This window comes from Xanthomonas hawaiiensis, from assembly GCF_031834635.1.
Lineage (GTDB): Bacteria > Pseudomonadota > Gammaproteobacteria > Xanthomonadales > Xanthomonadaceae > Xanthomonas_A > Xanthomonas_A sacchari.
Window position 1 is genome coordinate 3,252,057 of sequence record NZ_CP115873.1, and the last position, 23,649, is coordinate 3,275,705.

The window sequence follows — 23,649 nt, forward strand, 5'->3', positions numbered from 1 at the left end:
ATAGCGCGGTTATGTTGTCGACGGCATCACGTATCCCGGCCTAGCGTTTGCGCATCACGCACGAGCTTCGCTTCTGGGAACGGAAATGCGGCACGGCAACACCAACGAACAACGGCATCGCCCATCACGCGCGCGGGACGCTCCACGCCCCGCACACGTGATCGCGGCGGCGCGTGTTCGCGTCGCCTCCGCTTCCGTCTCCCTTCGATGTCGATCTGTCGTCGCCTTGCGGCGTACGGCGGCGATGGCGGCGGCATCCGCCATTGGTCCTGCACTGCAGGATCGCGCATGCGCTTTACCTCTCCACCCGCCATCGCCAAGGAGCATCACAATGGCACAGAGCAGCCAGTCCCTCTCCAGCAACGACCTCAGCCAGCGCCGCAGCAGCGACGCGCAACCGTCGCTTGGCGTCGCGCCGAACGTGTTCGAAGGCAACGACCCGGCCGCGATCGCACGCGCGCTCAAGCAGTCGGCCGACCTGCACGCGCGCCGCCGCACCGGTCCGTATCGCTCGGCCATGTCGATGCTGACCTTCTACATCAATCGCGCCGGCGATCAGTTGCCGGAGCCGCGCCGCAAGATCCTGGAGCAGGCCAAGGACGAGTTGCGCAGCCTGTACGGCAAGCCGCGCAAGGATGGCGCCAGCGATTGAGCGGAGGCACGCGCGCAGCGTGATGCAGCGAGCAGTTCCGCACGCTGCCTGCGCGAGGCGCGCGCCGCCCGATTGCCGTCCTCCAACGCACTGCCACATGATGCGGACATGGCCAAGGCATCCGACATTTCGGATCTCATCCAGCACACTGCCGCCGCGGCGCAGGACGACGCGGCGCTGCTGTCGCGCATCATCCTGGCGCAGGGCGAAATCGCCGCGGCCGGCGGCGATCCGCTGCAGGTGGTCGATGTGGTCACCCATCGCGCACAGGAGCTGACCCGCTCCAACGGCGCGGTGGTGGAGATGTGCGACGGCAGCGACATGCTGTACTGGTCGGCCAGCGGCGTCGCCGAACGCCACCTCGGCCTGCGCCTGCCCAGCAACGGCAGCCTGTCCGGCCTGTGCATGCGCAGCGGCCAGGTATTGCGCTGCGACGATTCGGAAATCGATCCACGCGTCGACCGCGAGGCCTGCCGCCGCATCGGCCTGCGCTCGATGCTGGTGGTGCCGCTGCGCTACGGCGACCGCAGCATCGGCGTGCTCAAGGTACTGGCGCCGCAACCCAACGCCTACAGCGCGCAGGACGTGCGCACGCTAGAACTGCTGGCGACCCTGGTCGGGGCGACGCTGGCGCTGGCGATGGACCGCGCCGCGTTGCAGACCGACATCGCGCGCCGCCAGGACGTGGAGAAGCATGCCTTCCGCGAAAAGGCGGCGATCGCCACCCGCATCCGCGAGACCATCGCCGGCGCGCGCCTGCAGATCGTGACCCAGCCGGTGCTGGCGCTTGCCTCGCAACGCATCGTCGGCGTGGAGGCGCTGTCGCGCTTTCCGGCCAATCCGGCGCTGCCGCCGCTGCGCTGGTTCGACGACGCCAGCCGGGTCGGGCTGGCGCTGGATCTGGAACTGGCCGCCGCGCACAAGGCATTGGAGTTGCTGGCGCAGTTGCCGGCGCCGCTGTACCTGGCGATCAACGTGTCCGCACAGACGCTGCTGCATCCGCAGTTGCAGGCACTGCTGCACGGCCACGACCTGTCGCGGATCGTGCTGGAGATCACCGAGCAATTGCAGGCGCCGGACTATCCGCGCCTGTCCGAACACATCGGCCTGCTGCAGCGGCAGGGCCTGCGCATCGCCCTCGACGACGCCGGTACCGGCTTCGCCAGCCTGCGCCACCTGCTGCACCTGGCGCCGGACATCATCAAGCTGGACCTGACCCTGACCCGCGGCATCGACGCCGAGCCGCGCCGGCAGCGGCTGGCACTGGCGATCCTGTCCTTCGCCGCCGAAACCAATGCCGACGTGGTCGTCGAAGGCATCGAGACCGAGAGCGAACTGGCGACGCTGCAGGCGCTGGGCATGCGCTACGGCCAGGGCTACCAGCTCGCCCACCCCGGGCCGCTGTCGGCGCACCTGGCACGGTATCCGGCGATCGACGACGGCAGCGGCTGAGAACGTCCACCGCGGGCGCGGCGCTGGTCCCGGTTCGGCATCATCCCCGACAAGGCATTGCCATAGATCGTCATGCCGGCCTGGTCGCGGCTGAAGCCGCTCCTACGAAAGCTTGCGCTACGGGCAGCGCGACACCCTCGCCGACCCTGGGCCGTTGCCGGTGCATATGGAAACGCGCTCCAGCGATCGGCGACTGGCTCGACCAAGTCACTGCCAAGCGCTCCATCATCCCGTGCAGGAGCGACGTCAGCCGCGACGGGGCGTCACCGTTGACGCCCCGTCGCGGCTGCGCAAACGCCAGGCAAGAAAAAAGCGGGCCGAAGGCCCGCTTTTTCCTGGAACGACGCTGGCAGCGTGCGGCTTATTCGGCCGACGCGCCCTCGCCTTCTTCCACGGCCTTCATCGACAGGCGGATGCGGCCCTGCTTGTCGACTTCCAGCACCTTGACCTTGACCACGTCGCCTTCCTTCAGCTTGTCGCCGACCTTCTCCACGCGCTCGCTGGAGATCTGCGAGACGTGCACCAGGCCGTCCTTGCCCGGCAGGATGGTCACGAACGCGCCGAAGTCCATGATCTTGGCGACCTTGCCTTCGTAGATGCGGCCCGGCTCGACGTCCGAGGTGATCTGCTCGATGCGCGACTTGGCGGCCTGCGCGGCGATCGCGTTGACCGAGGCGATGACGATGGTGCCGTCGTCCTGGATGTCGATCTGGGTGCCGGTTTCCTTGGTGATCGCCTGGATGGTCGAACCGCCCTTGCCGATCACTTCGCGGATCTTGTCCGGGTGGATCTTGATCGTCAGCAGGCGCGGCGCGTAGTCGCTCAGCTCCGCACGCGGGGTGGTCAGCGCCTTGGACATCTCGCCGAGGATGTGCAGACGGCCGGCCTTCGCCTGGGCCAGGGCCTGCTTCATGATCTCTTCGGTGATGCCTTCGATCTTGATGTCCATCTGCAGCGCGGACACGCCGTCGGCGGTACCGGCGACCTTGAAGTCCATGTCGCCCAGGTGATCTTCATCGCCCAGGATGTCCGACAGCACCACGAAGTTGTTGCCTTCCTTCACCAGGCCCATGGCGATACCGGCCACCGGCGCCTTCACCGGCACGCCGGCGTCCATCAGCGCCAGCGACGAGCCGCAGACCGAGGCCATCGACGAGGAACCGTTGGATTCGGTGATTTCCGAGACCACGCGGATGGTGTACGGGAACTCTTCCATGGTCGGCATCACCGCCAGCACGCCGCGCTTGGCGAGGCGGCCGTGGCCGATCTCGCGGCGCTTGGGCGCGCCGAAGCGGCCGCACTCGCCCACCGAGTACGGAGGGAAGTTGTAGTGGAACAGGAAGTTTTCCTTGTACTCGCCGGAGACCGCGTCGATCACCTGGCCGTCGCGGGCGGTGCCCAGCGTGGTGACCACGATCGCCTGGGTCTCGCCGCGGGTGAACAGCGCCGAGCCGTGGGTACGCGGCAGCACGCCGGCCTGCACGCTGATCGGACGCACGGTGTCCAGCGCACGGCCGTCGATGCGCACCTTGGTGCTCAGCACCGAACCGCGCATGGTCTGGTATTCCAGCTCGCCGAATTCCTTGGCCAGGTCGGCGGCGACCCAGTTCTCGGCGGTGGCGCGCGGCGCCAACTGCGCCAGCACGTCCTTCTTGATCGCGGCGATGGCGTCGCGGCGCTGCAGCTTGTCGCGCACCTGGAACGCGGCGGCCAGCTGCTCGCCGACGGCTTCCTTCAGCGCGGCGATCATGGCGTCGTTCTTGGACGGGGCGACCCAGTCGGACGGCTTGGTGCCGGCTTCGACGGTCAGCTCGTTGATCGCGTTGATGACCTTCTGCATCTCGCGGTGGCCGAAGGTGACCGCGCCCAGCATCACTTCTTCCGACAGCAGCGCGGCTTCGGACTCGACCATCAGCACCGCGTTGGCGGTACCGGCGACGACCAGCTCCAGCTGCGAATCCTTCAGGTCCGACACGGTCGGGTTGAGGATGTACTCACCATTCTTGTAGCCGACCTTGGCGGCGCCGATCGGGCCCTTGAACGGGGTGCCGGCCAGCGACAGGGCGGCCGAGGCGCCGATCAGCGCGGCGATGTCGCCGTCGATGTCCGGGTTCATCGACATCACCGTGGCGATGATCTGCACTTCGTTCTTGTAATCCTCCGGGAACAGCGGACGGATCGGACGGTCGATCAGACGCGAAATCAGCGTCTCCTTCTCGGTCGCACGGCCCTCGCGCTTGAAGAAGCCGCCGGGGATGCGGCCGCCGGCGTAGAACTTCTCCTGATAGTCGACCGTCAGCGGGAAGAAGTCCTGACCTTCGCGCGCGCTCTTGGCGGCGACGGCGGTGACCAGCAGTACGGTGTCGTCCATCTTGACGATGACGGCACCGCCGGCCTGGCGGGCGATCTCGCCGGTTTCGAGGGTGACGGTGTGCTTGCCGTACTGGAAGGTTTTGGTGATTTTTGCCACGGGGTTTCCTTGGATGATGCTGTCTGCAAATGGACCGCTGACGGCCCATGCCGCTGGCGGGTGGCCGGGAGGATCCGGCCGGTGGCGCGGAGCGATCCCCGGGCCACGGTACTACCCAAAACAAAACCGCGGCGCATCGCTGCGCCGCGGTGGGGTTCGTTGACTCAGCGACGCAGGCCGAGCTTCTCGATCAGCGCCTTGTAGCGCTCGCCATCCTTCTTCTTCAGATAGTCGAGCAGGCTGCGGCGGCGGTTGACCATCTGCAGCAGGCCGCGGCGGCTGTGGTGATCCTTCTTGTGGGTCTTGAAGTGGCCGGTCAGCAGCTCGATGCGGGCGGTCAGCAGGGCGACCTGCACTTCCGGCGAACCGGTGTCGGCAGCGCCGCGCTTGTTTTCTTCGATGACTTTCTGGGTGTCGATGGACATGAGGTTTTTTCTCTGAGATGCGTGGCCGGCAGGAACGTGCAGAGGACGCACCGCCTGGCTCGCCGATTGCGAAGGATTGCGCCGGAGCGCAGCGTGCCGGAAAGGCCGCGGAATTGTACCGGCCCCGGCCCGGGGGAACAAGGTGTTAAGACAGCGTCATGACTGAACGACAGTCAGGCAACACCCGGCGCGACCGCATCGCGGTCACGGATTGAACATGCGCTGCGGCGCCAGCAGCCCGCTCGCATCGACCTGACCCAGGCCCAGCGGGACGCCGTCGGCGTCGAACACCGCGGCCAGGCCGGGCGCCCAGGCAGGATCGCGCAGGCGCTGGCCCATGCGGAAACGCTGCGCCGCAGCAGGCTCCAGGCGCACCGGCGGGAAATCGGCCAGGCCGGCGGCCAGCGGCAGCACCAGCGCCTCCAGCGCCGCCGGATCCTGCGCGGCCAGGTGCTGCAGGTGCTCCAGGGTGACCATCTGCGGGTTGCGGAACGGTTCCACCCACAGCCGCCGCAGCGCGGCGATATGCGCACCGCAGCCCAACGCCTCGCCCAGGTCGCGGGCCAGGCTGCGGATGTAGGTGCCGGACCCGCAGGTCACGTGCAGGCGCAGGCGGTCGCCGGCATGGGCGAGCACGTCGATCGCATGCACCTCGACCTCGCGCTCGGGTGCTTCGATCGCCTCGCCGCGGCGCGCCTTGAGGTACAGCGGCTCGCCGCCCTGCTTGAGTGCGGAGTAGATCGGCGCGCGCTGGCGGATGCGCCCGCGCAGCGGTGCCAGCGCCGCCTCCAGGGCGGCCGCGTCCAGCGGCGGCACCGGGCGGGTGCGCAGCACCGCGCCCTCGGCATCGTCGCTGTCGGTGGTGACGCCGAGCACGACCTCCGCTTCGTAGGCCTTGGCCGAGCCGAGCAGCAACCCGGCCAACTTGGTCGCCTCGCCGAAACACAGCGGCAGCAGGCCGGTCGCGAGCGGATCCAGGCTGCCGGTGTGACCGCCCTTCTCCGCACGGAACAGCCGCCGCGCCGCCTGCAGCGCCGCGTTGGAACTCATGCCGATCGGCTTGTCCAGCAGCACGATGCCGTCGAGGCGACGGAAGACGATACGGGGCAGGCGCGGGCCGAAGACGGGCATGGGGTCAGGGCGGGGATTCGGGATCGGGGATTCGGGATTGGCGAATCCTGCGGCGGCGCAATGCTTGCGGCCGACACAGGCAGAACGCGCAGGCACGCGAAACAGCGGAGCGCGGTACGAATGAGGGAGCGCCGCGATCATGGCCGCGAGGCGGACGCGACCGCCAGCGTTCGAACAGTGGCGCCGATGCCGAGGCGTCGGCGGAGGGCTCAGTCCTTGCGCGGCGCAGCTTCGCCGTCGTCGGCCGCATGGCCGTCGTCGTCCTGCTCCTGCTGCAGTTCCGGCATGTCGCGCAGCAGATTGTCGATGCGCTCGCCGCGATCGACCGAATCGTCGTAGTGGAAATGCAGTTCGGGCACGTGGCGCAGCTTCATCACCCGCGCCAGCTCGCTGCGCAACTGCGGCGCCAGTTCCTTCAGGCCCTTGACCGCCTCGGCCGAGCGCTCCTGCATCAGCGCGGTGACGAACACCTTGGCATGGGCCAGATCGCGGGTGACCTCGACATCGGACACGCTGACCGACGGCAGCCCGTGATCGCGCACGGCCGCATGCACGATCGTGCCGAGGTCGCGCCGGATCTGCGCGGACACGCGATCGGTACGGTGAAAGGATTTGGTGGGCATAGCGAAAATCTCTCTGTTCGGAACAAAGAAACCGGGAAGGGTCTGGGACGAGCGACGCGCCTGCAGCGCCCCGCTCTTCCCATTCCCCAATCCCGATTCCCGAATCCCGGCTCTTACAGCGTACGCTGCACTTCGATGCGCTCGAAGCACTCGATCTGGTCGCCGGCCTTGACGTCGTTGTAGGCCTTCACGCCGATACCGCACTCGGTGCCGTTGCGCACTTCGTCGACGTTCTCCTTGAAGCGACGCAGCGATTCCAGCTCGCCCTCGAACACCACGGTGTTGTCGCGCAGCACGCGGATCGGCTTGTTGCGCTTGACCACGCCCTCCACGACCATGCAGCCGGCGACGGCGCCGAACTTGGAGCTGCGGAACACGTCGCGCACCTGGGCGATACCGATGATCTCTTCGCGGATCTCCACGCCCAGCAGGCCGGACGCCACCTGCTTCACCTGGTCGATCACGTCGTAGATGATCGAGAAGTACCGCAGGTCGATGCCGTTGGTCTCGATGATGCGCCGCGCCGAGGCATCGGCACGCACGTTGAAGCCGATCACCGTGGCCTTGGACGCCAGCGCCGAATTCGCATCGGACTCGGTGATGCCGCCCACGCCGGAGTGGATCACGTTGATGCGGATTTGCTCGTTGGACAGCGCGGTCAGCGACTGCTTCAGCGCTTCCACCGAACCCTGCACGTCGGCCTTGATCACCAGGTTCAGCGACAGCTGGCCTTCGCCCTTGCCGAGCTGCGACATGATGTCTTCCATGCGGCTGCCCGCCGAGGACACCAGGCGCGATTCGCGGCGCTTGGTCTCGCGCTGCTGCGCCACGTCCTTGGCCAGGCGCTCGTCGTCGACGACCACGAAGTCGTCGCCGGCATCCGGCACGCCGGACAGACCCAGCACCTGCACCGGGATCGACGGACCCGCCGAATCGGGCTGCTTGCCGGTCTCGTCGAACAGCGCACGCACGCGGCCGTACTGGATGCCGCACACCAGGTAGTCGCCCTTCTTCAGCGCGCCCTGCTGCACCAGCACCGTCGCCACCGGGCCGCGGCCCTTGTCCAGCGAGGACTCGATCACCACGCCGCTGGCGCGGCCTTCGGCCACCGCCCGCAGTTCCAGCACTTCGGCCTGCAGCGAGATCGCGTCCAGCAGCACGTCGATGCCCTGGCCGGTCTTGGCCGAGAGTTCGACGAACTGGGTGTCGCCGCCGAATTCTTCGGCGACCACGTCCTGCGCCAGCAGCTCGTTCTTGACCCGCAGCGGATCGGCGCCGGACTTGTCGATCTTGTTGACCGCCACGATCAGCGGCACGCCGGCCGCCTTCGCATGCTTGACCGCCTCGACCGTCTGCGGCATCACGCCGTCGTCGGCCGCGACCACCAGCACCACGATGTCGGTGAGCTTGGCGCCGCGCGCGCGCATCGAGGTGAACGCGGCATGGCCCGGGGTATCCAGGAAGCTGATGACGCCGCGATCGGTTTCGACGTGGTAGGCGCCGATGTGCTGGGTGATGCCGCCGGCTTCGCCCGAGGCGACCTTGGTGCGGCGGATGTAGTCCAGCAGCGAGGTCTTGCCGTGGTCGACGTGGCCCATGATGGTGACCACCGGCGGCCGCGGCAGCTTCTCGCCCTGCGCGTCCTCGGTGTGCGCCAGCAGCGCGTCCTCGGCGTCGGCACTGCCCGCTCGCACCGGCTTGTGGCCGAGTTCTTCGGTCACCAGCGCGGCGGTGTCGTGGTCGATGGACTGGGTGATGGTGGCCATCACGCCCATCTTGAACAGTGCCTTCACCACGTCGCCGCCCTTCAGCGCGAGCTTCTGCGCCAGGTCGGCCACGGTGATGGTGTCGCCGATCGCCACTTCACGCACCACCGGTGCGGTCGGACGTTCGAAGCCGTGCGCGCCGCCGCCGCTGCGCGACGGTTCGGCCTGGCGACGGCCGCCGCTGTGGCTGCCGCCGCGCGGCTTGCCGCGCACGTTGGAACGGCGCGCGCGATCGGCCGCGGACAGGTGCAACTGGCCGGCGAAGCGGCTGGTGCTGTCGTCGTCCTCGACCCCGGCGACCATCACGTGCGAGCCGCGGGTCTTGTGCTTGTTGGCGGCGTTGTTGCGATCGTCGCTGCGCGGCGCCGCCGGCTTGGCCGGATGCGCGGCACCGGCCGGACGCGGCGCCATCGGCGGGCGCGGCGCGCGCGGCGCAGCGGCGGCGTTACGGTCGGCGGCAGGCGCGGACGGGGCCGCGGCCGGCGGTGCCGACTCGGCGTCCAGCGCGGCCTGGGCCGCACGTTGCTCGGCCTCGGCGCGCTCGCGCGCTTCCTGCTCGGCCTTGCGCTTGCGCTCGATTTCCTCGGCGCGCGCACGGTCCTGCTCGGCGAGCTTCTGCTGCTCGGCCAGATTGCGCTGCTTGGATTCCTCCAGCTTGCGCAGGATCTCGGCGCGCTCGTCGTCCACCCGTCCGCCCGCGGACGGCGCCGCACGCTCGGCGGCCAGATCCTCGGCCGACTTCACGTAGGTGCGCTTCTGCCGGACCTCGACGTTGACCGTGGTCTTGCTGCGCCCGGCGCTGACCGTCACTTCCTGCAGCTTGCGCCGGTTCAGGGTGATCTTCTTCGGCGCCGCCTGGGCCTCTTCCTCGACCGGCTTGTCGGTCTTGCCGTGGGTACGGCGCAGGAAGCCCAGCAGCTTCATCTTTTCGGTGCTGGTGACGACCTGGTCGGGACCGCTGAACTTCATCCCGGCGTCGGCCAGTTGAACCAGCAGTTTCTCGACCGGCGTGTTCACCAGTTCGGCCAGCTTGCGGATGGTGGTTTGCTGCGACATTCGGATCCTATGATCTGGTTGGCGCCCCCTCGCCGCGTGCGAAGGTAGCGCGGATTCTAAGCCCTGATCGGGTCAGGGCGGCATTCATCGCTGACTCATTCGCCGCGCTCCAGGCGGGCGATCTCCTCGGCGCGGGCGGCCAGGATCAGGGCCGCGGCACGGTCCTTGTCCAGGTCCTCGATGCCGAACTCGAGGATTTCGTCGGCAGCCAGATCCGACAGGTCCTCGCTGGTGCGCACGCCATGGCTGGCCAACGCGTAGGCGGTGCCCTCGTCCATGCCCGGCAGCGACAGCAGGTCCGCCGCCGGCACGCCGTCGTCGTCGCTCTCCTCGGCGGCCAGCGCCTCGTTGAGCAGCGCGTCGCGGGCACGGGCGCGCAGTTCCTCGACGATGTCCTCGTCGAAGCCTTCCACCGCCAGCAGCTCGCCGACCGGCACGTAGGCGATTTCCTCGACCGAGTTGAAGCCCTCGGCGACCAGGATCGCGGCGATCTCCTCGTCCACTTCCAGCTTGTCCATGAACAGCTGGCGGGCCACGGCCTGCTCGGCCTCGGACTTGGCCGCGACCTGCTCGGCGGTCATCACGTTGAGCTGCCAGCCGGTCAGGCGGCTGGCCAGACGCACGTTCTGGCCGCCCTTGCCGATCGCCTGGGCCAGGCGGTCTTCCGCCACCGCCAGGTCCATCGAGTGCTTCTCTTCATCGACGATGATCGACTGCACCTCGGCCGGCGCCATCGCGTTGATGACGAAGTTGGCCGGATTGTCGTTCCACAGCACGATGTCCACGCGCTCGCCGTTGAGTTCGTTGGACACCGCCTGCACGCGCGACCCGCGCATGCCGATGCAGGCGCCGATCGGATCGGTGCGGGTGTCGTGCGCCAGCACCGCGATCTTGGCGCGGTCGCCCGGATCGCGCGCGCAGGCCTTGATCTCGACCAGGCCCTGGCCCACTTCCGGCACTTCCAGCTTGAACAGCTCGATCATGAATTCCGGCGCGGCGCGGCTGATGAACAGCTGCGGGCCGCGCGGCTCCGAACGCACCTCGGCCAGGTAACCGCGCACGCGGTCGCCGGCGCGCAGCACGTCGCGCGGAATGCCCTTGTCCTTGGGGATGAAGGCCTCGGCGTTGCCGCCCAGGTCCACGTAGATGTTGCCGCGCTCGGCGCGCTTGACCACGCCGGTGACCAGTTCGCCGACGCGATCCTTCCACGCGTCCACCACCTGCTGGCGCTCGGCCTCGCGCACGCGCTGCACGATCACCTGCTTGGCGGCCTGCGCGGCGATGCGGCCGAAGTCCGGATTCTCGATCTGCTCTTCGATGTAGTCGCCGACGTCCACGCCCTCGGCCTCGTCGACCGCGTCCATCAGGCGGATCTGCCGGTCCGGCGACTCCATCACCACGTCGTCGGCCACTACTTCCCAGCGGCGGAAGGTCTCGTAGGTGCCGTCCTTGTGGTCGATGGTGACGCGCGTCAGCACGTCCTGGTCGGGGTAGCGCTTCTTCGCCGCCGACGCCAAGGCGGCCTCGATCGCGTCGAAGATCACTTCGCGCGGCACGCCCTTCTCGTTGGCCACCGCGTCGACTACCAGCAACAGTTCCTTGCTCATTCTTTCGCTCCGCGCGCAGCCTCGTCGGCCGCCGGTTCGTTGGATGGTTTCTTATTGGATTTTGCGTTCTTGCCGGCCGGCTTCGGGCCCTTGCCCGGCTTGGTCGGCGCCAGACCCAGCGCCGCCCAGTCGGGCATGATCCGCGCCTTGTCGATGTTGTCGAAGTCCACCGCCAGTTCGGCGCCGTCGACCTCGAAGGTGATGCGGCCGGCAGCGGCGTCGGCCTGCACGATGCGCCCCTGCAGACGACGACGGCCCTGCTGCGGCAGCTTCAGCACCACCTTGGCCGATTCGCCCAGGTGACGGGAAAACTGTTCGGCACTGAACAGCGGCCGGTCCACGCCCGGCGAGGACACTTCCAGCGTGTAGTTGCCGCTGATCGGGTCTTCCACGTCCAGTTGCGCCGAGACCTCGCGGCTGACCCGCTCGCAGTCGTCGATGTTGACCACGCGCTCGGGCTGTTCGGCCAGCGGCACGTCGATGTACAGGCGCAGAGTGGCGCCGCCGGGGGCCGGCAGGTATTCCGCGCCCAGCAGTTCAAGGCCCAACGCGTCCACGGTCGGGCCCAGCAGAGTCGCGATTTCGTTTGCCTTGTCGCTCACAGCCTGCCTTGCATCTGAAAAGTTGAAAAGTCGATTGCGTGCATTTCCCGGACCCCGGAAACGACAAAGGGCCCTCTGGGCCCCTTGTCCGGTAAAACTCCGGTCACGCTGGATTCCGGTTGCGACGACGGGAACATGCGTCATCGCGAAGCCCAAACTTCCCTGCGGCAGACAACCGATGCACTGGTTGCCGCTGCAGACAAAGATGGTAGCGGGGGCAGGATTTGAACCTGCGACCTTCGGGTTATGAGCCCGACGAGCTGCCAGACTGCTCCACCCCGCAGCAGAAGCGGAATTATGAAGAATCAGTGCGTCGATTGCAAGCCCTGATTTTCATCTCGATGCGGTAGCGACGCTGCCGTTCGAAGGACGCCATGATAACCGCACGCGATGGAAAACGAAACACCAATCGCATCGCCGAATGCAAAAACGCCAACGCCGCCTTGCGGCGGCGTTGGCGGAAAACAGCGGAAACTCCGCGTATTTCGCGATCAGGCCAGGTGCGCGAAGGCGCGCTGGCACCACGCCATCAGCGGGCTCCAGGCCAGGCCGAAGGCCAGCAGGCCCAGCGCGTTGACGCCCAGCGCCACGCCCAGCACGCGGTCGTCGTTGACCGGCAGCGGCGTGCCGACCGGTTCGTCGAAATACATCACCTTGATCACGCGCAGGTAGTAGAACGCACCGATCACCGCGCACAGCACCGACAGCACCGCCAGGCCGGTCCACCACAGGTTCTGGTCGGGCACCGCGACCACCGCGCCCAGCACCGCCAGCTTGGCCCAGAAGCCCAGGAACGGCGGCACGCCGGCCAGCGAGGCCATGATGCACAGCACCAGCAGCGCCATCCACGGGTTGCGCGCGTTCAGGCCCTTGAAGTCGTCGATGTTCTCTGCCTCGAAGCCCTTGCGCGACAGCGCGATGATCGCGCCGAACGAGGCAGTGGACATCACTGCATAGCAGATCGCGTAGAACAGCGCCGCCGCGTAACCGCGCTCGCCGCCGCCGGCCACGCCGAGCAGCAGGAAGCCGATATGCGAGACCGTGGAGTACGCCAGCATGCGCTTGAGGTTGCTCTGCGCCACCGCCATCAGGTTGCCGACCACCAGCGACAATGCCGCCAGGCCGCCGATCACCCAGTGCCACTGCGCCGCCAGCGGGCCCACGCCCACTTCCAGCAGGCGGTAGGCCATGCCGAACGCGGCCAGCTTGGAGGCCGAGCTGATGAACAGCGCGATCGGCGCCGGGGCGCCCTGATAGACGTCCGGCAGCCACATGTGGAACGGCGCCGCGCCGAGCTTGAAGGCGACGCCGGCGATCATGAACACGGTGCCGGTCAGCAGCAGCATGTGCTCGCGGCCGTTGCCGATCGCCTCGTGGATGCCGCTCAGGCTCAGCGTGCCGGTGGCGCCGTAGATCAACGACATGCCGTACAGCAGCAGACCGGAGGCCAGCGAGCCGAGCACGATGTACTTCATCGCCGCTTCGGTGGCCATGCCGTTGTCGCGATTGGAAGCGACCAGCGCGTAGGAGCACAGCGCCAGCAGTTCCAGACCCAGGTAGACCATCAGCAGGCTGCCGGCCGAGACCAGGATCATCATGCCGACCGTGGCGAACAGCACCAGCACCGGGATCTCGCCCTGGTACAGCTTGCGCTCGCGCAGGTAGCTCCAGCCGTAGATCAGGGTCAGCGCGCTGAGGCCCACGATCACCGTCTTCATCACGTCGGCGGCGGCGTCGCGCACGAACATGCCCTGGAACACCTCGCCCTGCCCGCCCACGCCGGCCAGCAGCATCGCGAACACCGCGACCAGGATCGCCACCGACACGATGTGGGTCCAGGCCTTGTTGCGCTCGCTGATGAACAGATCGAGCATCAGCAGGAAGAAGGCACCGGCGGTCAGCACCAGCTCGGGCAGCAGGGGCGGCAGGTCGACGGTGGTCAGAGGCAGCAGCGCAGGGGTGGTCATCATCAAATCTCTGGAATCAATACGCTCGACGGCCGCTTACAGCTTGCTGGTGGCGATCTGCGCCGCCAGCTTCGCGATCGAGGGCTCCATCAGGTCGGTCAACGGCTTCGGATACAGGCCCAGGGCCAGCACGCCGAGCGCGAACACGCCCAGCACCAGCGCCTCGCGGCCGTTGATGTCCTTCAGCTCGGCGACGTGCGCATTGGCGACTTCGCCGAAGAACACGCGCTTGTAGAGCCACAACGTGTAGGCCGCGCCGATCACCAGCGTGGTCGCCGCGCCGAATGCCTGCAGCGGATGCGACTGGAAGCTGGCCAGGATCACCATGAACTCGCCCACGAACCCGCTGGTACCCGGCAAGCCGGCATTGGCCATGAAGAACAGCATCGCGAACGCAGCGAACCACGGCATCACGTTGGCCACGCCACCGTAATCGGCGATGCGGCGGGTATGCATGCGGTCGTACAGCACGCCCACGCAGGAGAACATCGCGCCGGAGACGAAGCCATGCGAAATCATCTGCACCATCGAGCCCTGCAGCGCCAGCTGTGCGGCGTCGCCGCTGCCGGATCCGACCAGGGCGAAGGCGACGAAGGCGCCGAGGGTGACGAAACCCATGTGCGCGATCGACGAGTACGCGATCAGCTTCTTCATGTCGTCCTGGACCAGGGCGACCAGGCCGACGTAGATCACCGCGATCAGCGACAGCGCGATCACCAGCCACGCCAACTGGTTGCTGGCGTCGGGCAGGATCGGCAGGTTGAAGCGCAGGAAGCCGTAACCGCCGATCTTCAGCGCGATCGCCGCCAGGATCACCGAACCGGCGGTCGGCGCTTCCACGTGCGCGTCCGGCAGCCAGGTATGCACCGGGAACATCGGCACCTTGACCGCGAAGGCGATCAGGAAGGCGAAGAACAGCCAGGTCTGCTCCTTGGACGTGAGCGAGAGCTGGTACAGGTCGGCGAGCTGAAAGCTGCCGCCCTTCAGGTACAGGTAGATCAACCCGACCAGCATCAGCACCGAGCCGAGGAAGGTGTACAGGAAGAACTTGACCGCGGCGTAGATGCGGCGCGGGCCGCCCCAGATGCCGATGATCAGGAACATCGGGATCAGCATCGCCTCGAAGAACACGTAGAACAGCATCGCGTCGGTGGCGGCGAAGATGCCGACGGTGACGCCTTCCAGGATCAGGAACGCCGCCACGTACTGGTTGACGCGCTTGTCGATCGAGGCCCAGGCGCCGATCAGCGCCAGCACCGTGATCAGCGTGGTCAGCACGATCAGCGCCACCGCGATGCCATCGGCGCCGAGGTTGTAGCCGATGTCGTACGCCGGGATCCAGGCGTGGGTCTCGACGAACTGCAGCGCACCGCTGGTGTAGTCGAAACCGGTGAGCAGCGGCACGCTGAGCGCGAAGGTCAGCAACGCCACCAGCAACGACGCCCAGCGCGCCGCACGCGCGTCACGCACGGCGAGCACCAGGGCGCCGCCGATGATCGGCAGCCAGATCAGAATGGAGAGTAGAGGCCAGTTCGACACGTGTTCTTATTCCGTACAGGTCAACGCCAGAAATGCATCAGCACGCCCAGCAGGGCAATGAGACCGACGATCATCGCGAAGGCGTAGTGATAGAGGAAACCGGATTGCGTGCGACGCAGCAGGTTGGCCGCCAGGTCGATCACGCGGGCGGTGCCGTTGACCATGACGCCGTCCACGACATGCGTATCCACCGCGCGCGACGCCTTGCCCAGGCGCACGCCGCCGCCGGCGAAACCGCCGATCCAGAGCTTGTCGAAACCGTACTTGTTCTCGAGGATCCACACCGGCACCGAGAAGGTCTTGCGCGCCTTCGCCGCCAGTTCCGGCTTCCACAGGTACAGGATCCAGGCCAGGGCGAAACCGGCCAGGGTCAGGAAGAACGGCACCTGGTAAAGCCCGTGCAGCGCGAACTTGACCGGGCCGTGGAACTCCTCGGCCAACGTGCCGACGGTGTCGCGCGCCGGATCGTAGAAATCGACGATGCCGGTGAAGAAGCTGACCGCCTGGCCCTTGATCGCCACGGCGGCGTGGTGCCCGGCCCAGTCGGTGCCGAACAGCATCGGGCCGATGGTGAAGAAGCCGATCGCGATCGACGGGATCGCCAGCAGGATCAGCGGCACCGTCACCACCCACGGCGACTCGTGCGGTTCGTGCGCGCCATGATGACCATGATGGTCGTCATGCGAATGCGCGTCGTGCGCATCGTGCGCATGGGACTGCGCCTCGGCGTCGGTGTGGGCGCTGTCGTGGTGGGCATGCACGTCGTGCGCATGCGCATCGCGGAAGCGCTCCTTGCCGTGGAAGGTCAGGAACAGCAGGCGGAAGCTGTAGAAGCTGGTGATCAGCACGCCGCCCAGCACGGCCATGTAGCCGTAGTTGGCAATGCTCCAGAACGGGGCACCCTCGGCGTGGAGCTGGGCCGCTTCGATGATCGTGTCCTTGGAGTAGAAGCCGGCGAAGAACGGGGTGCCGACCAGCGCCAGGGTGCCGATCACGCTGGTCCAGTAGGTGATCGGCATGTACTTGCGCAGACCGCCCATCTTGCGCATGTCCTGCTCGTGGTGCATGCCGATGATCACCGAGCCGGCCGCCAGGAACAGCAGCGCCTTGAAGAAGGCGTGGGTCATCAGGTGGAACACCGCCGCCGAGTAGGCCGACACGCCCAGCGCCACGGTCATGTAGCCCAGCTGCGACAGCGTCGAGTACGCGACCACGCGCTTGATGTCGTTCTGCACGATGCCGATCAGGCCGGTGAAGAACGCGGTAGTGGCGCCGATGAACAGCACGAAGTTCAACGCGGTCTGCGACAGCTCGAACAGCGGCGACATGCGCGCCACCATGAAGATGCCGGCGGTGACCATGGTCGCGGCGTGGATCAGCGCCGAGATGGGGGTCGGGCCTTCCATCGAGTCCGGCAGCCAGACGTGCAGCGGCACCTGCGCCGACTTGCCCATGGCGCCGATGAACAGGCAGATGCAGATCATCGTCGGCACCGACCAGACCCACGGATCGGTCAGGTGGATGACCTCCGCACTGAACGGGACGGGGATCGAGCCGGTCCACACGGTGATGGTGCCGCCGACCATGCCGGTGGCATTGGCGAACACCATCGAGTAGTCGAGGGTGCCAAACACGTACAGCACCAATGCGATGCCGAGCAGGAAGCCGAAGTCGCCGACACGATTGACCAGGAAGGCCTTCATGTTGGCGAACACCGCGGTCGGGCGCTTGAACCAGAAGCCGATCAGCAGGTACGACACCAGGCCCACCGCTTCCCAGCCGAAGAACAGCTGCAGGAAGTTGTTGCTCATCACCAGGCTCAGCATCGAGAAGGTGAACAGCGAGATGTAGCTGAAGAAGCGCTGGTAGCCCGGGTCGTCGGCCATGTAGCCGATGGTGTAGATGTGCACCAGCAGCGACACGAAGGTCACCACCACCATCATCATCGCGGTCAGGCGGTCGACCATGAAGCCGACGTGGGCCGAGTAGTTGCCGACCTCGAAGAAGGTGTAGAGGTTCTGGTTGAACGGTGAGGCGCCCTGCCCGACCAACTGGTACAGGGTCCAGCACGACAGCGCGCAACTGACCGCGACGCCGAGGATGGTGGCGAACTGCGCGCCCTTGCGGCCGACCTGACGGCCGAACAGGCCGGCGATGATGCTGCCGACCAGCGGGGCCAGCACCACCGCGATCAGCAGACTCTTGGAGAGCGTAATTTCCATCTGCAGGTCAGCCCTTCAGCGAATCGACTTCGGCCACGTTGATCGTGTGGCGGGTACGGAACAGCGTCACCAGGATCGCGAGGCCGATGGCGGCTTCGGCCGCGGCCACGGTCAGGATGAAGAACACGAACAACTGGCCGGCGGCGTCGCCGAGCTCGCGCGAGAAGGCGACGAAGTTGATGTTGACCGACAGCAGCATCAGCTCGATCGACATCAGCAGCACGATGACGTTCTTGCGGTTGAGGAAGATGCCGGCCAGAGCGATGCAGAACAGCACCGCGCCGAGCGCCAGCAGATGGCCTAGGGAGATCATGGCTGGCCCTCCTGCGATGCCGGCGGGGTGTGGAGCGTGGGCTTCTCTGCGTCCATCTTGACCATGCGCAGGCGATCGCTGGCCTTGACCCGCGACTGCTCGCCCGGGTTCTGGGTCTTGATGCCGGTGCGCTTGCGCAGGGTCAGCATCACTGCGGCCACGACCGCCACGGTCAGGATGATCGCGGCGAACTCGAACGGCAGCAGGAACTGGGTGAACAGGGTCTTGGCCAGCCAGGTGATGTTGGACGTGTCGGCGGCCTGGGCCGCGGCGTTGTCGGCCGGGAACGGCGCCGCGCTGCGCGCCTTGACCCCGATCAGGGTGACCATCTGCACCAGCATCGCCACCGCGACCACCAGGCCGACCGGCAGGTAGCGCACCCAGCCTTCGCGCAGGCGGGCGGTGTCGATGTCCAGCATCATCACCACGAACAGGAACAGCACCATGACCGCGCCGACGTAGACCAGCACCAGGGTCACGCCGAGGAACTCGGCGCCCACCAGCAGCCACACGCAGGCGATGGAAAAGAACGTCAGGATCAGGCACAGCACCGCATACACGGGGTTGCGCACGCTGATCACCGCGCCGGCGGCGACCGCGGCGATGGTGGCGAAGATCCAGAAAGCGATATTGACCCAATCCATTTCGGAACCTCAGCGGAAGGGAGCGTCGGCAGCGCGGCGCTCGGCGATCTCGGCCTCGAGCCGGTCTCCGATCGCCAGCAACTGCGGCTTGGTGACGATGTTCTCGCCGCGCTTCTCGAAGTGGTACTCCAGCACCTGGGTCTCCACGATCGAATCCACCGGGCAGCTTTCCTCGCAGAAGCCGCAGTAGATGCACTTGAACAGGTCGATGTCGTAGCGCGTGGTGCGGCGGGTGCCGTCCTCGCGCTTGGTCGAGTCGATGGTGATCGCCAGCGCCGGGCACACCGCCTCGCACAGCTTGCAGGCGATGCAGCGCTCTTCGCCGTTGGGATAGCGGCGCAGCGCGTGCAGGCCGCGGAAGCGCGGCGACTGCGGGAACTTCTCCATCGGGTACAGCACGGTGTACTTGGGACGGAACGTGTACTTCAGGGTCAGCCACAGGCCGCCGAGCAACTCGAGCAGCAGCAGGCTCTTGAAGTAATGGGTGACTTTATTCATCGCTTACACACCCCTGTGGATCACACCGTAGAACACCATCAATGCCGTCACCGCGATCCACACGATCGTCAACGGAATGAACACCTTCCAGCCCAGGCGCATGATCTGGTCGTAGCGGTAGCGCGGGAAGCTGGCGCGGAACCAGATGTACGCGCTGGCGAAGAACAGCACCTTCATCAGCAGCCACGGCCAGCCGCCCTTCCACACCCAGTCGATCCACGGCGAGACGTCGGCGCTGACCAGCCCCTGGATCGGACTCAGCCAACCGCCCAGGAAGAAGATCGAGACCAGGAAGCTGACCAGGATCATGTTGGCGTATTCGGCCAGGAAGAACAGCGCGAACGCACCGCCCGAGTACTCGACCATGTGGCCGGCGACGATTTCCGACTCGCCTTCGACCACGTCGAACGGCGCGCGGTTGGTCTCGGCCACGCCGGACACCCAGTACACGATGAACAGCGGGAACAGCGGGATCAGGAACCAGTTGAGCAGGCCGTGCGGACCCGCCTGCGCCTGCACGATCGTGCTCAGGTTCAGGCTGCCGGCGGCGATCATCACGCCGACCAGGGCAAAGCCCATCGCGATCTCGTAGCTAACCACCTGCGCGGCCGAGCGCATCGCGCCGAGGAAGGCGTACTTGGAGTTGGACGCCCAGCCGGCGAGGATGATGCCGTAAACGCCCAGCGAGGTCATCGCCAGCAGGTACAGCAGGCCGGCATTGGCGTTGGACAGCACCAGCTTGGCGTCGAACGGCACCACCGCCCAGGCGGCGAAGGCCGGCGCCAGGGTGATCAGCGGCGCGATCACGAACATCGCCTTGTGCGAACTGCTGGGCTGGATGATTTCCTTGAACAGCAGCTTGAACACGTCGGCGAAGGCCTGGAAGATGCCCATGCCCACGTACATCGGCCCGTGGCGTACGTGCATCCAGCCGATCAGCTTGCGCTCCCAGACCACGTAGAACGCCACCGAGATGATCACCGGCATGGCGATCAGCAGGATCTTCAGCACGATCCACAGGACCACGCCGAGGGCGCCCAGGCCGAGGAACCACTGGTGCAGCGGGTCGACCACGTTCAACAGCATCTCGTTCATGCAGCCACCACCGTCACCCGACCGGCGCCCAGCGGCGCGGTCGCGCCGTGGCCCGTTTCGATCCAGGCCGCGCCCGGCGCGACCCGCTTGTCCGTCGCCAGCGGCAACGTGGCGCTACCCGCCGCGGTACCGACCTTGACCATCTGCCCGTCGCGCAGGCCCAGCCGCGCCGCCTCGTCCGGATGCACCGCCACGCCCGGCGCGCGGTTCAGCGGATGCTGCTGCAGCGCCTGCGCGCGGCGCACCACCGCATCGGTGCGGTAGATCGCCGGGCTGGCGGCCAGTTCCAGGCCCTCGTCCTGGCGTGCCGGCTGCGCCGAGCTCGCCGCGGCGACCTCGCGCGGCTGCAGGCCATCGCGCAGCCCGGCCAGGTCGATGAACTCGAAGCCGGACAGGCCCAGTTCGCCGCCGAGCGCACGCAACACGCGCCAGCCCTCGCGGGCCTCGCCCGGCAGCTTGCCGCCGGCGCGGGTGCGCTGCTCGCTGCCGTTGAGGTTGGTCAGCGTCGCCTCGATTTCCGGCAGCGCGCCGATCGGCAGGATCACGTCGGCCACGTCGCGGGTGGAGGCGCAGGCGAAGTGACTGAACGCCACCACCTTGGCGCCGGCCAGCGCGCTGCGCGCCGCGGCGGCATCGGCGAAGTCCAGCCCCGGCTCCAGGCCGTACAGCACGTAGGCGCTGCGCGGCTCGGCCAGCATCGCGGCGACGTTGCGGCCGCGCGGCAGAACGCCATAGCGCGCCAGGCCCAGCGCGTTGGCGCCCTGCGGGATGCGGCACAGCGCCGCGCCGGTGGCGGCGGCGAAGTCGCGCGCGGCCGCACGCAGCGCCGCGGCCTGCGGATGGTTCTCGGCCAGCGCGCCGACGATCAGCACCGCACGGCCGGCGCCCTGCACCGCGGCGCGCAGCGCGCCGTCGGCCAGCGCCTCGGCGAACTTCGACGGCGCCACGATCTGGCGGCCGGCCTGGTCGAAGGCCACGTCGAAATCGACCGGGTTGATCGAATACACCTTGGTCTGGCGCTGCATCCGCGCCTTGCGCAGGCGTGCATGCAGCAGCGGCAGTTCATGGCGCAGGTTGCTGCCCAGGATCACCACCACGTCGGCCTGCTCGATCTCCGCCAGCGGCAGCGCGAACGGCTCGGCCAGCGCGGCATCGGAGAAATCGCGGTTGTACACGCGGTGATCGAGGTTGCCGCTGTCCAGGCCCTCGGCCAGACGCGCCAGCAGCGCGCCCTCCTCGTTGGAGGTGGACGGATGCGCGAGCACGCCCAGCGCGTCGCCACGGTTGGCCTTGAGGATCTCGCTCGCGGCGGAGAGCCCTTCGGCCCACGACACCTCGCGCCACTGACCGTCGACCTTGCGCATCGGCCGCAGTGCGCGGTCCTCCGCGTACAGGCCCTGGTGCGAGTAGCGGTCGCGGTCGGACAGCCAGCACTCGTTGACCGCTTCGTTGTCGCGCGGAACGGTGCGCAGCACTTCGCCGCGGCGCACGTGCAGGAACAGGTTGGAGCCCATCGCGTCGTGGTAGCCCAGCGACTCGCGCGCCACCAGTTCCCAGGGGCGTGCGCGGAACTGGAACACCTTGTTGGTCAGCGCGCCCACAGGGCACACGTCGACCACGTTGCCGGACAGCTCGGTGGTCAGCGGCTTGCCGTCGTAGGTGCCGATCTGCAGGTTCTCGCCGCGATACATGCCGCCCAGCTCGTAGGTGCCGGCGATGTCCGCGGTGAAGCGCACGCAGCGCGTGCACTGGATGCAGCGGGTCATCTCGGTGGCGACCAGCGGTCCGATATCCTCGTCCGGCACCACGCGCTTGCGCTCGTTGAAGCGGCTGACCGAACGACCGTAGCCCAGCGACACGTCCTGCAGCTCGCACTCGCCGCCCTGATCGCAGATCGGGCAGTCCAGCGGGTGGTTGATCAGCAGGAATTCCATGACGCTGCGCTGGTACTTCAGCGCCTTGTCGCTGCGCGTCTGCACCTTCATCCCGTCCATGACCGGCGTGGCGCAGGCCGGCGACGGCTTGGGCGACTTCTCGACGTCGACCAGGCACATGCGGCAGTTCGCCGCGATCGGCAGCTTCTCGTGGTAGCAGAAGCGCGGGATCGGGATGCCGGCCTTGTCGGCGGCCTGGATGATCATTGAGCCCTTCGGCACGACCAGCGACTGGCCGTCGATCTCGACGGTCACATGGCCTTCCGGCACGACCGCGGGGGTCGCGCCGGGATTGTTGGGTTGCGCGCTCATGCGGCGGCTGCCTCCAGCTTCTTGCCGTCAACCATCGAATGACCGTTGACGATGTAGTACTCGAATTCGTCCCAGAACTGGCGCAGGAAGCCCTGAATCGGCCAGGCCGCCGCTTCGCCGAAGGCGCAGATGGTGTGGCCTTCGATCTGCCCGGCGACGGTGCGCAGCTGGTGCAGGTCTTCCATCGTGGCCTTGCCGGCGACGATGCGCTCCAGCACGCGGTGCATCCAGCCGGTGCCTTCGCGGCACGGGGTGCACTGGCCGCAGGACTCCTTGTGGAAGAACTGCGAGATGCGGCAGGCGAACTTCACGCAGCACACGCTGTCGTCCAGCACCACGATCGCGCCCGACCCCAGGCCGGTGCCCAGGGCGCGCAGGGTGTCGTAGTCCATCTGCAGCCCCTTGAGCTGCTCGGCCTTCAGCACCGGCATCGACACGCCGCCCGGGATCGCGCCCTTGAGGGTGCGGCCCGGCTTCAGCCCGCCGGCCATTTCCAGCAGTTCGTCGAAGGTGGTGCCCAGCGGCACCTCGAAGTTGCCGCCCTTCTGCACGCAGCCGGAGACCGAGAAGATCTTCGGGCCGCCGTTCTTGGTCTTGCTCAGCCCAAGGAACCATTCCGGGCCGTTGCGGATGATCGCCGGCACCGAGGCGTAGGTCTCGGTGTTGTTGATCGTCGACGGCTTGCCGTACAGGCCGAAGTTGGCCGGGAACGGCGGCTTGTAGCGCGGCTGGCCCTTCTTGCCTTCCAGCGACTCCATCAGCGCGGTCTCTTCGCCGCAGATGTAGGCACCGGCGCCCAGTGCGCCGTAGATGTCGATGTCGATGCCGCTGCCGAGGATGTCCTTGCCCAGCCAGCCATTGGCGTAGGCATCGGCCAGGGCCTGTTCGAAATGCTCGAACGGCTCGTGGTGGAACTCGCCGCGCAGGTAGTTGTAGCCCACCGTGGAGCCGGTGGCGTAGCAGGCGATGGCCATGCCCTCCACCACCGAATGCGGGTTGTAGCGCAGGATGTCGCGGTCCTTGCAGGTGCCCGGCTCGGACTCGTCCGAGTTGCACAGGATGTACTTCTGCGGCGCGCCCTTGGGCATGAACGACCACTTCAGGCCGGTCGGGAAGCCGGCGCCGCCACGGCCGCGCAGGTTCGACTGCTTGACCATCTCGATCACCTGCTCCGGCGGGATCTTCTCTTCGAGGATCTTGCGCAGCGCAGCGTAGCCACCGGTCTTCAGGTAGCTCTCATAGGACCACGGGGTGTCGTAGTGCAGCGTGGTGTACACCACCTGGTGCGGCTGCGGCGCGGGGCCGACCGGACCGGTGGGAGCGTGGGGATGCTGTGCCATT

The 23,649-nt window shown here is 67.3% G+C and carries 18 protein-coding genes and 1 tRNA gene; 2 read left to right on the top strand and 17 right to left on the bottom strand.

Going from position 1 to position 23,649, the window contains the following annotated elements; translation table 11 throughout:
* Positions 1-331: 331 nt before the first annotated feature.
* Both PG878_RS13940 and PG878_RS13945 read left to right on the top strand, forming a co-directional pair.
* Positions 332-652: a DUF3175 domain-containing protein gene (locus PG878_RS13940; protein WP_209031847.1), complete on the top strand. Its 321-nt coding sequence runs from the start codon at positions 332-334 to the stop codon at positions 650-652.
* 108 nt (positions 653-760) lie between these two features.
* A complete protein-coding gene (locus PG878_RS13945) occupies positions 761-2,104 on the top strand; it encodes a sensor domain-containing phosphodiesterase (RefSeq protein ID WP_209031848.1) in 1,344 nt (447 codons plus the stop codon).
* A gap of 361 nt (positions 2,105-2,465) precedes the next feature.
* On the opposite strand, the gene pnp is transcribed toward PG878_RS13945, so the two are convergent.
* The 17 genes from pnp to nuoF form a co-directional block, all read right to left on the bottom strand.
* Positions 2,466-4,574, bottom strand: coding sequence for a polyribonucleotide nucleotidyltransferase (pnp, locus tag PG878_RS13950; protein WP_209031849.1), 2,109 nt, complete (start codon positions 4,572-4,574; stop codon positions 2,466-2,468).
* A gap of 164 nt (positions 4,575-4,738) precedes the next feature.
* Complete coding sequence (gene rpsO, locus PG878_RS13955; protein WP_003467392.1) at positions 4,739-4,999, bottom strand: 30S ribosomal protein S15; 261 nt, start codon at positions 4,997-4,999, stop codon at positions 4,739-4,741.
* Positions 5,000-5,203: 204 nt separating this feature from the next.
* Positions 5,204-6,130 (bottom strand): tRNA pseudouridine(55) synthase TruB, encoded by a 927-nt coding sequence (gene truB, locus PG878_RS13960; RefSeq protein WP_209031850.1) that lies wholly within the window; start codon positions 6,128-6,130, stop codon positions 5,204-5,206.
* A 209-nt stretch (positions 6,131-6,339) separates the two neighbouring features.
* The gene (rbfA, locus tag PG878_RS13965) at positions 6,340-6,753 is read right to left on the bottom strand and encodes a 30S ribosome-binding factor RbfA (protein WP_209031851.1); all 414 of its coding nucleotides are present in this window, start codon (positions 6,751-6,753) and stop codon (positions 6,340-6,342) included.
* 113 nt (positions 6,754-6,866) lie between these two features.
* Positions 6,867-9,575, bottom strand: coding sequence for a translation initiation factor IF-2 (infB, locus tag PG878_RS13970; protein ID WP_209031852.1), 2,709 nt, complete (start codon positions 9,573-9,575; stop codon positions 6,867-6,869).
* 95 nt (positions 9,576-9,670) lie between these two features.
* Positions 9,671-11,182 carry a transcription termination factor NusA gene (gene nusA / locus PG878_RS13975; RefSeq protein WP_010343021.1) on the bottom strand — a complete coding sequence of 504 codons (1,512 nt, stop codon included), beginning with the start codon at positions 11,180-11,182 and terminating at the stop codon, positions 9,671-9,673.
* Positions 11,179-11,784, bottom strand: coding sequence for a ribosome maturation factor RimP (gene rimP / locus PG878_RS13980; protein WP_010343020.1), 606 nt, complete (start codon positions 11,782-11,784; stop codon positions 11,179-11,181). The genes nusA and rimP overlap by 4 nt, the downstream gene beginning before the upstream one ends.
* 206 nt (positions 11,785-11,990) lie before the next feature.
* A tRNA-Met gene (locus PG878_RS13985) sits at positions 11,991-12,067 on the bottom strand.
* Between the two features lie 208 nt (positions 12,068-12,275).
* Positions 12,276-13,751 (bottom strand): NADH-quinone oxidoreductase subunit NuoN, encoded by a 1,476-nt coding sequence (nuoN, locus tag PG878_RS13990; RefSeq protein WP_209031853.1) that lies wholly within the window; start codon positions 13,749-13,751, stop codon positions 12,276-12,278.
* 36 nt (positions 13,752-13,787) lie between these two features.
* On the bottom strand, positions 13,788-15,290 hold the full coding sequence (locus PG878_RS13995; RefSeq protein WP_010343018.1) for an NADH-quinone oxidoreductase subunit M: 1,503 nt from the start codon (positions 15,288-15,290) through the stop codon (positions 13,788-13,790).
* Between the two features lie 20 nt (positions 15,291-15,310).
* The gene (nuoL, locus tag PG878_RS14000) at positions 15,311-17,512 is read right to left on the bottom strand and encodes an NADH-quinone oxidoreductase subunit L (protein ID WP_209031854.1); all 2,202 of its coding nucleotides are present in this window, start codon (positions 17,510-17,512) and stop codon (positions 15,311-15,313) included.
* 7 nt (positions 17,513-17,519) lie between these two features.
* On the bottom strand, positions 17,520-17,825 hold the full coding sequence (nuoK, locus tag PG878_RS14005) for an NADH-quinone oxidoreductase subunit NuoK (protein WP_017908131.1): 306 nt from the start codon (positions 17,823-17,825) through the stop codon (positions 17,520-17,522).
* On the bottom strand, positions 17,822-18,469 hold the full coding sequence (locus PG878_RS14010; protein ID WP_209031855.1) for an NADH-quinone oxidoreductase subunit J: 648 nt from the start codon (positions 18,467-18,469) through the stop codon (positions 17,822-17,824). The genes nuoK and PG878_RS14010 overlap by 4 nt, the downstream gene beginning before the upstream one ends.
* 9 nt (positions 18,470-18,478) lie before the next feature.
* Positions 18,479-18,967 (bottom strand): NADH-quinone oxidoreductase subunit NuoI, encoded by a 489-nt coding sequence (gene nuoI, locus PG878_RS14015; protein WP_010343013.1) that lies wholly within the window; start codon positions 18,965-18,967, stop codon positions 18,479-18,481.
* Positions 18,968-18,970: 3 nt separating this feature from the next.
* Positions 18,971-20,062 carry an NADH-quinone oxidoreductase subunit NuoH gene (gene nuoH / locus PG878_RS14020; RefSeq protein ID WP_209031856.1) on the bottom strand — a complete coding sequence of 364 codons (1,092 nt, stop codon included), beginning with the start codon at positions 20,060-20,062 and terminating at the stop codon, positions 18,971-18,973.
* On the bottom strand, positions 20,059-22,308 hold the full coding sequence (gene nuoG / locus PG878_RS14025; RefSeq protein ID WP_209031857.1) for an NADH-quinone oxidoreductase subunit NuoG: 2,250 nt from the start codon (positions 22,306-22,308) through the stop codon (positions 20,059-20,061). The genes nuoH and nuoG overlap by 4 nt, the downstream gene beginning before the upstream one ends.
* Positions 22,305-23,648, bottom strand: coding sequence for an NADH-quinone oxidoreductase subunit NuoF (gene nuoF, locus PG878_RS14030; protein WP_209031858.1), 1,344 nt, complete (start codon positions 23,646-23,648; stop codon positions 22,305-22,307). Before nuoF ends, nuoG begins: the two co-directional genes overlap by 4 nt.
* Between the last annotated feature and the right edge of the window lies 1 nt (position 23,649).

Coding starts and splice junctions, on each gene's coding strand:
- nuoG (WP_209031857.1), bottom strand. CDS start 22,308: ATGAGCGCGCAACCCAACAATCCCGGCGCGACCCCCGCGGTCGTGCCG.
- nusA (WP_010343021.1), bottom strand. CDS start 11,182: ATGAGCAAGGAACTGTTGCTGGTAGTCGACGCGGTGGCCAACGAGAAG.
- rpsO (WP_003467392.1), bottom strand. CDS start 4,999: ATGTCCATCGACACCCAGAAAGTCATCGAAGAAAACAAGCGCGGCGCT.
- nuoN (WP_209031853.1), bottom strand. CDS start 13,751: ATGACCACCCCTGCGCTGCTGCCTCTGACCACCGTCGACCTGCCGCCC.
- nuoF (WP_209031858.1), bottom strand. CDS start 23,648: ATGGCACAGCATCCCCACGCTCCCACCGGTCCGGTCGGCCCCGCGCCG.
- truB (WP_209031850.1), bottom strand. CDS start 6,130: ATGCCCGTCTTCGGCCCGCGCCTGCCCCGTATCGTCTTCCGTCGCCTC.
- rbfA (WP_209031851.1), bottom strand. CDS start 6,753: ATGCCCACCAAATCCTTTCACCGTACCGATCGCGTGTCCGCGCAGATC.
- PG878_RS13940 (WP_209031847.1), top strand. CDS start 332: ATGGCACAGAGCAGCCAGTCCCTCTCCAGCAACGACCTCAGCCAGCGC.
- infB (WP_209031852.1), bottom strand. CDS start 9,575: ATGTCGCAGCAAACCACCATCCGCAAGCTGGCCGAACTGGTGAACACG.
- PG878_RS13945 (WP_209031848.1), top strand. CDS start 761: ATGGCCAAGGCATCCGACATTTCGGATCTCATCCAGCACACTGCCGCC.
- nuoI (WP_010343013.1), bottom strand. CDS start 18,967: ATGAATAAAGTCACCCATTACTTCAAGAGCCTGCTGCTGCTCGAGTTG.
- nuoK (WP_017908131.1), bottom strand. CDS start 17,825: ATGATCTCCCTAGGCCATCTGCTGGCGCTCGGCGCGGTGCTGTTCTGC.
- nuoH (WP_209031856.1), bottom strand. CDS start 20,062: ATGAACGAGATGCTGTTGAACGTGGTCGACCCGCTGCACCAGTGGTTC.
- nuoL (WP_209031854.1), bottom strand. CDS start 17,512: ATGGAAATTACGCTCTCCAAGAGTCTGCTGATCGCGGTGGTGCTGGCC.
- PG878_RS14010 (WP_209031855.1), bottom strand. CDS start 18,469: ATGGATTGGGTCAATATCGCTTTCTGGATCTTCGCCACCATCGCCGCG.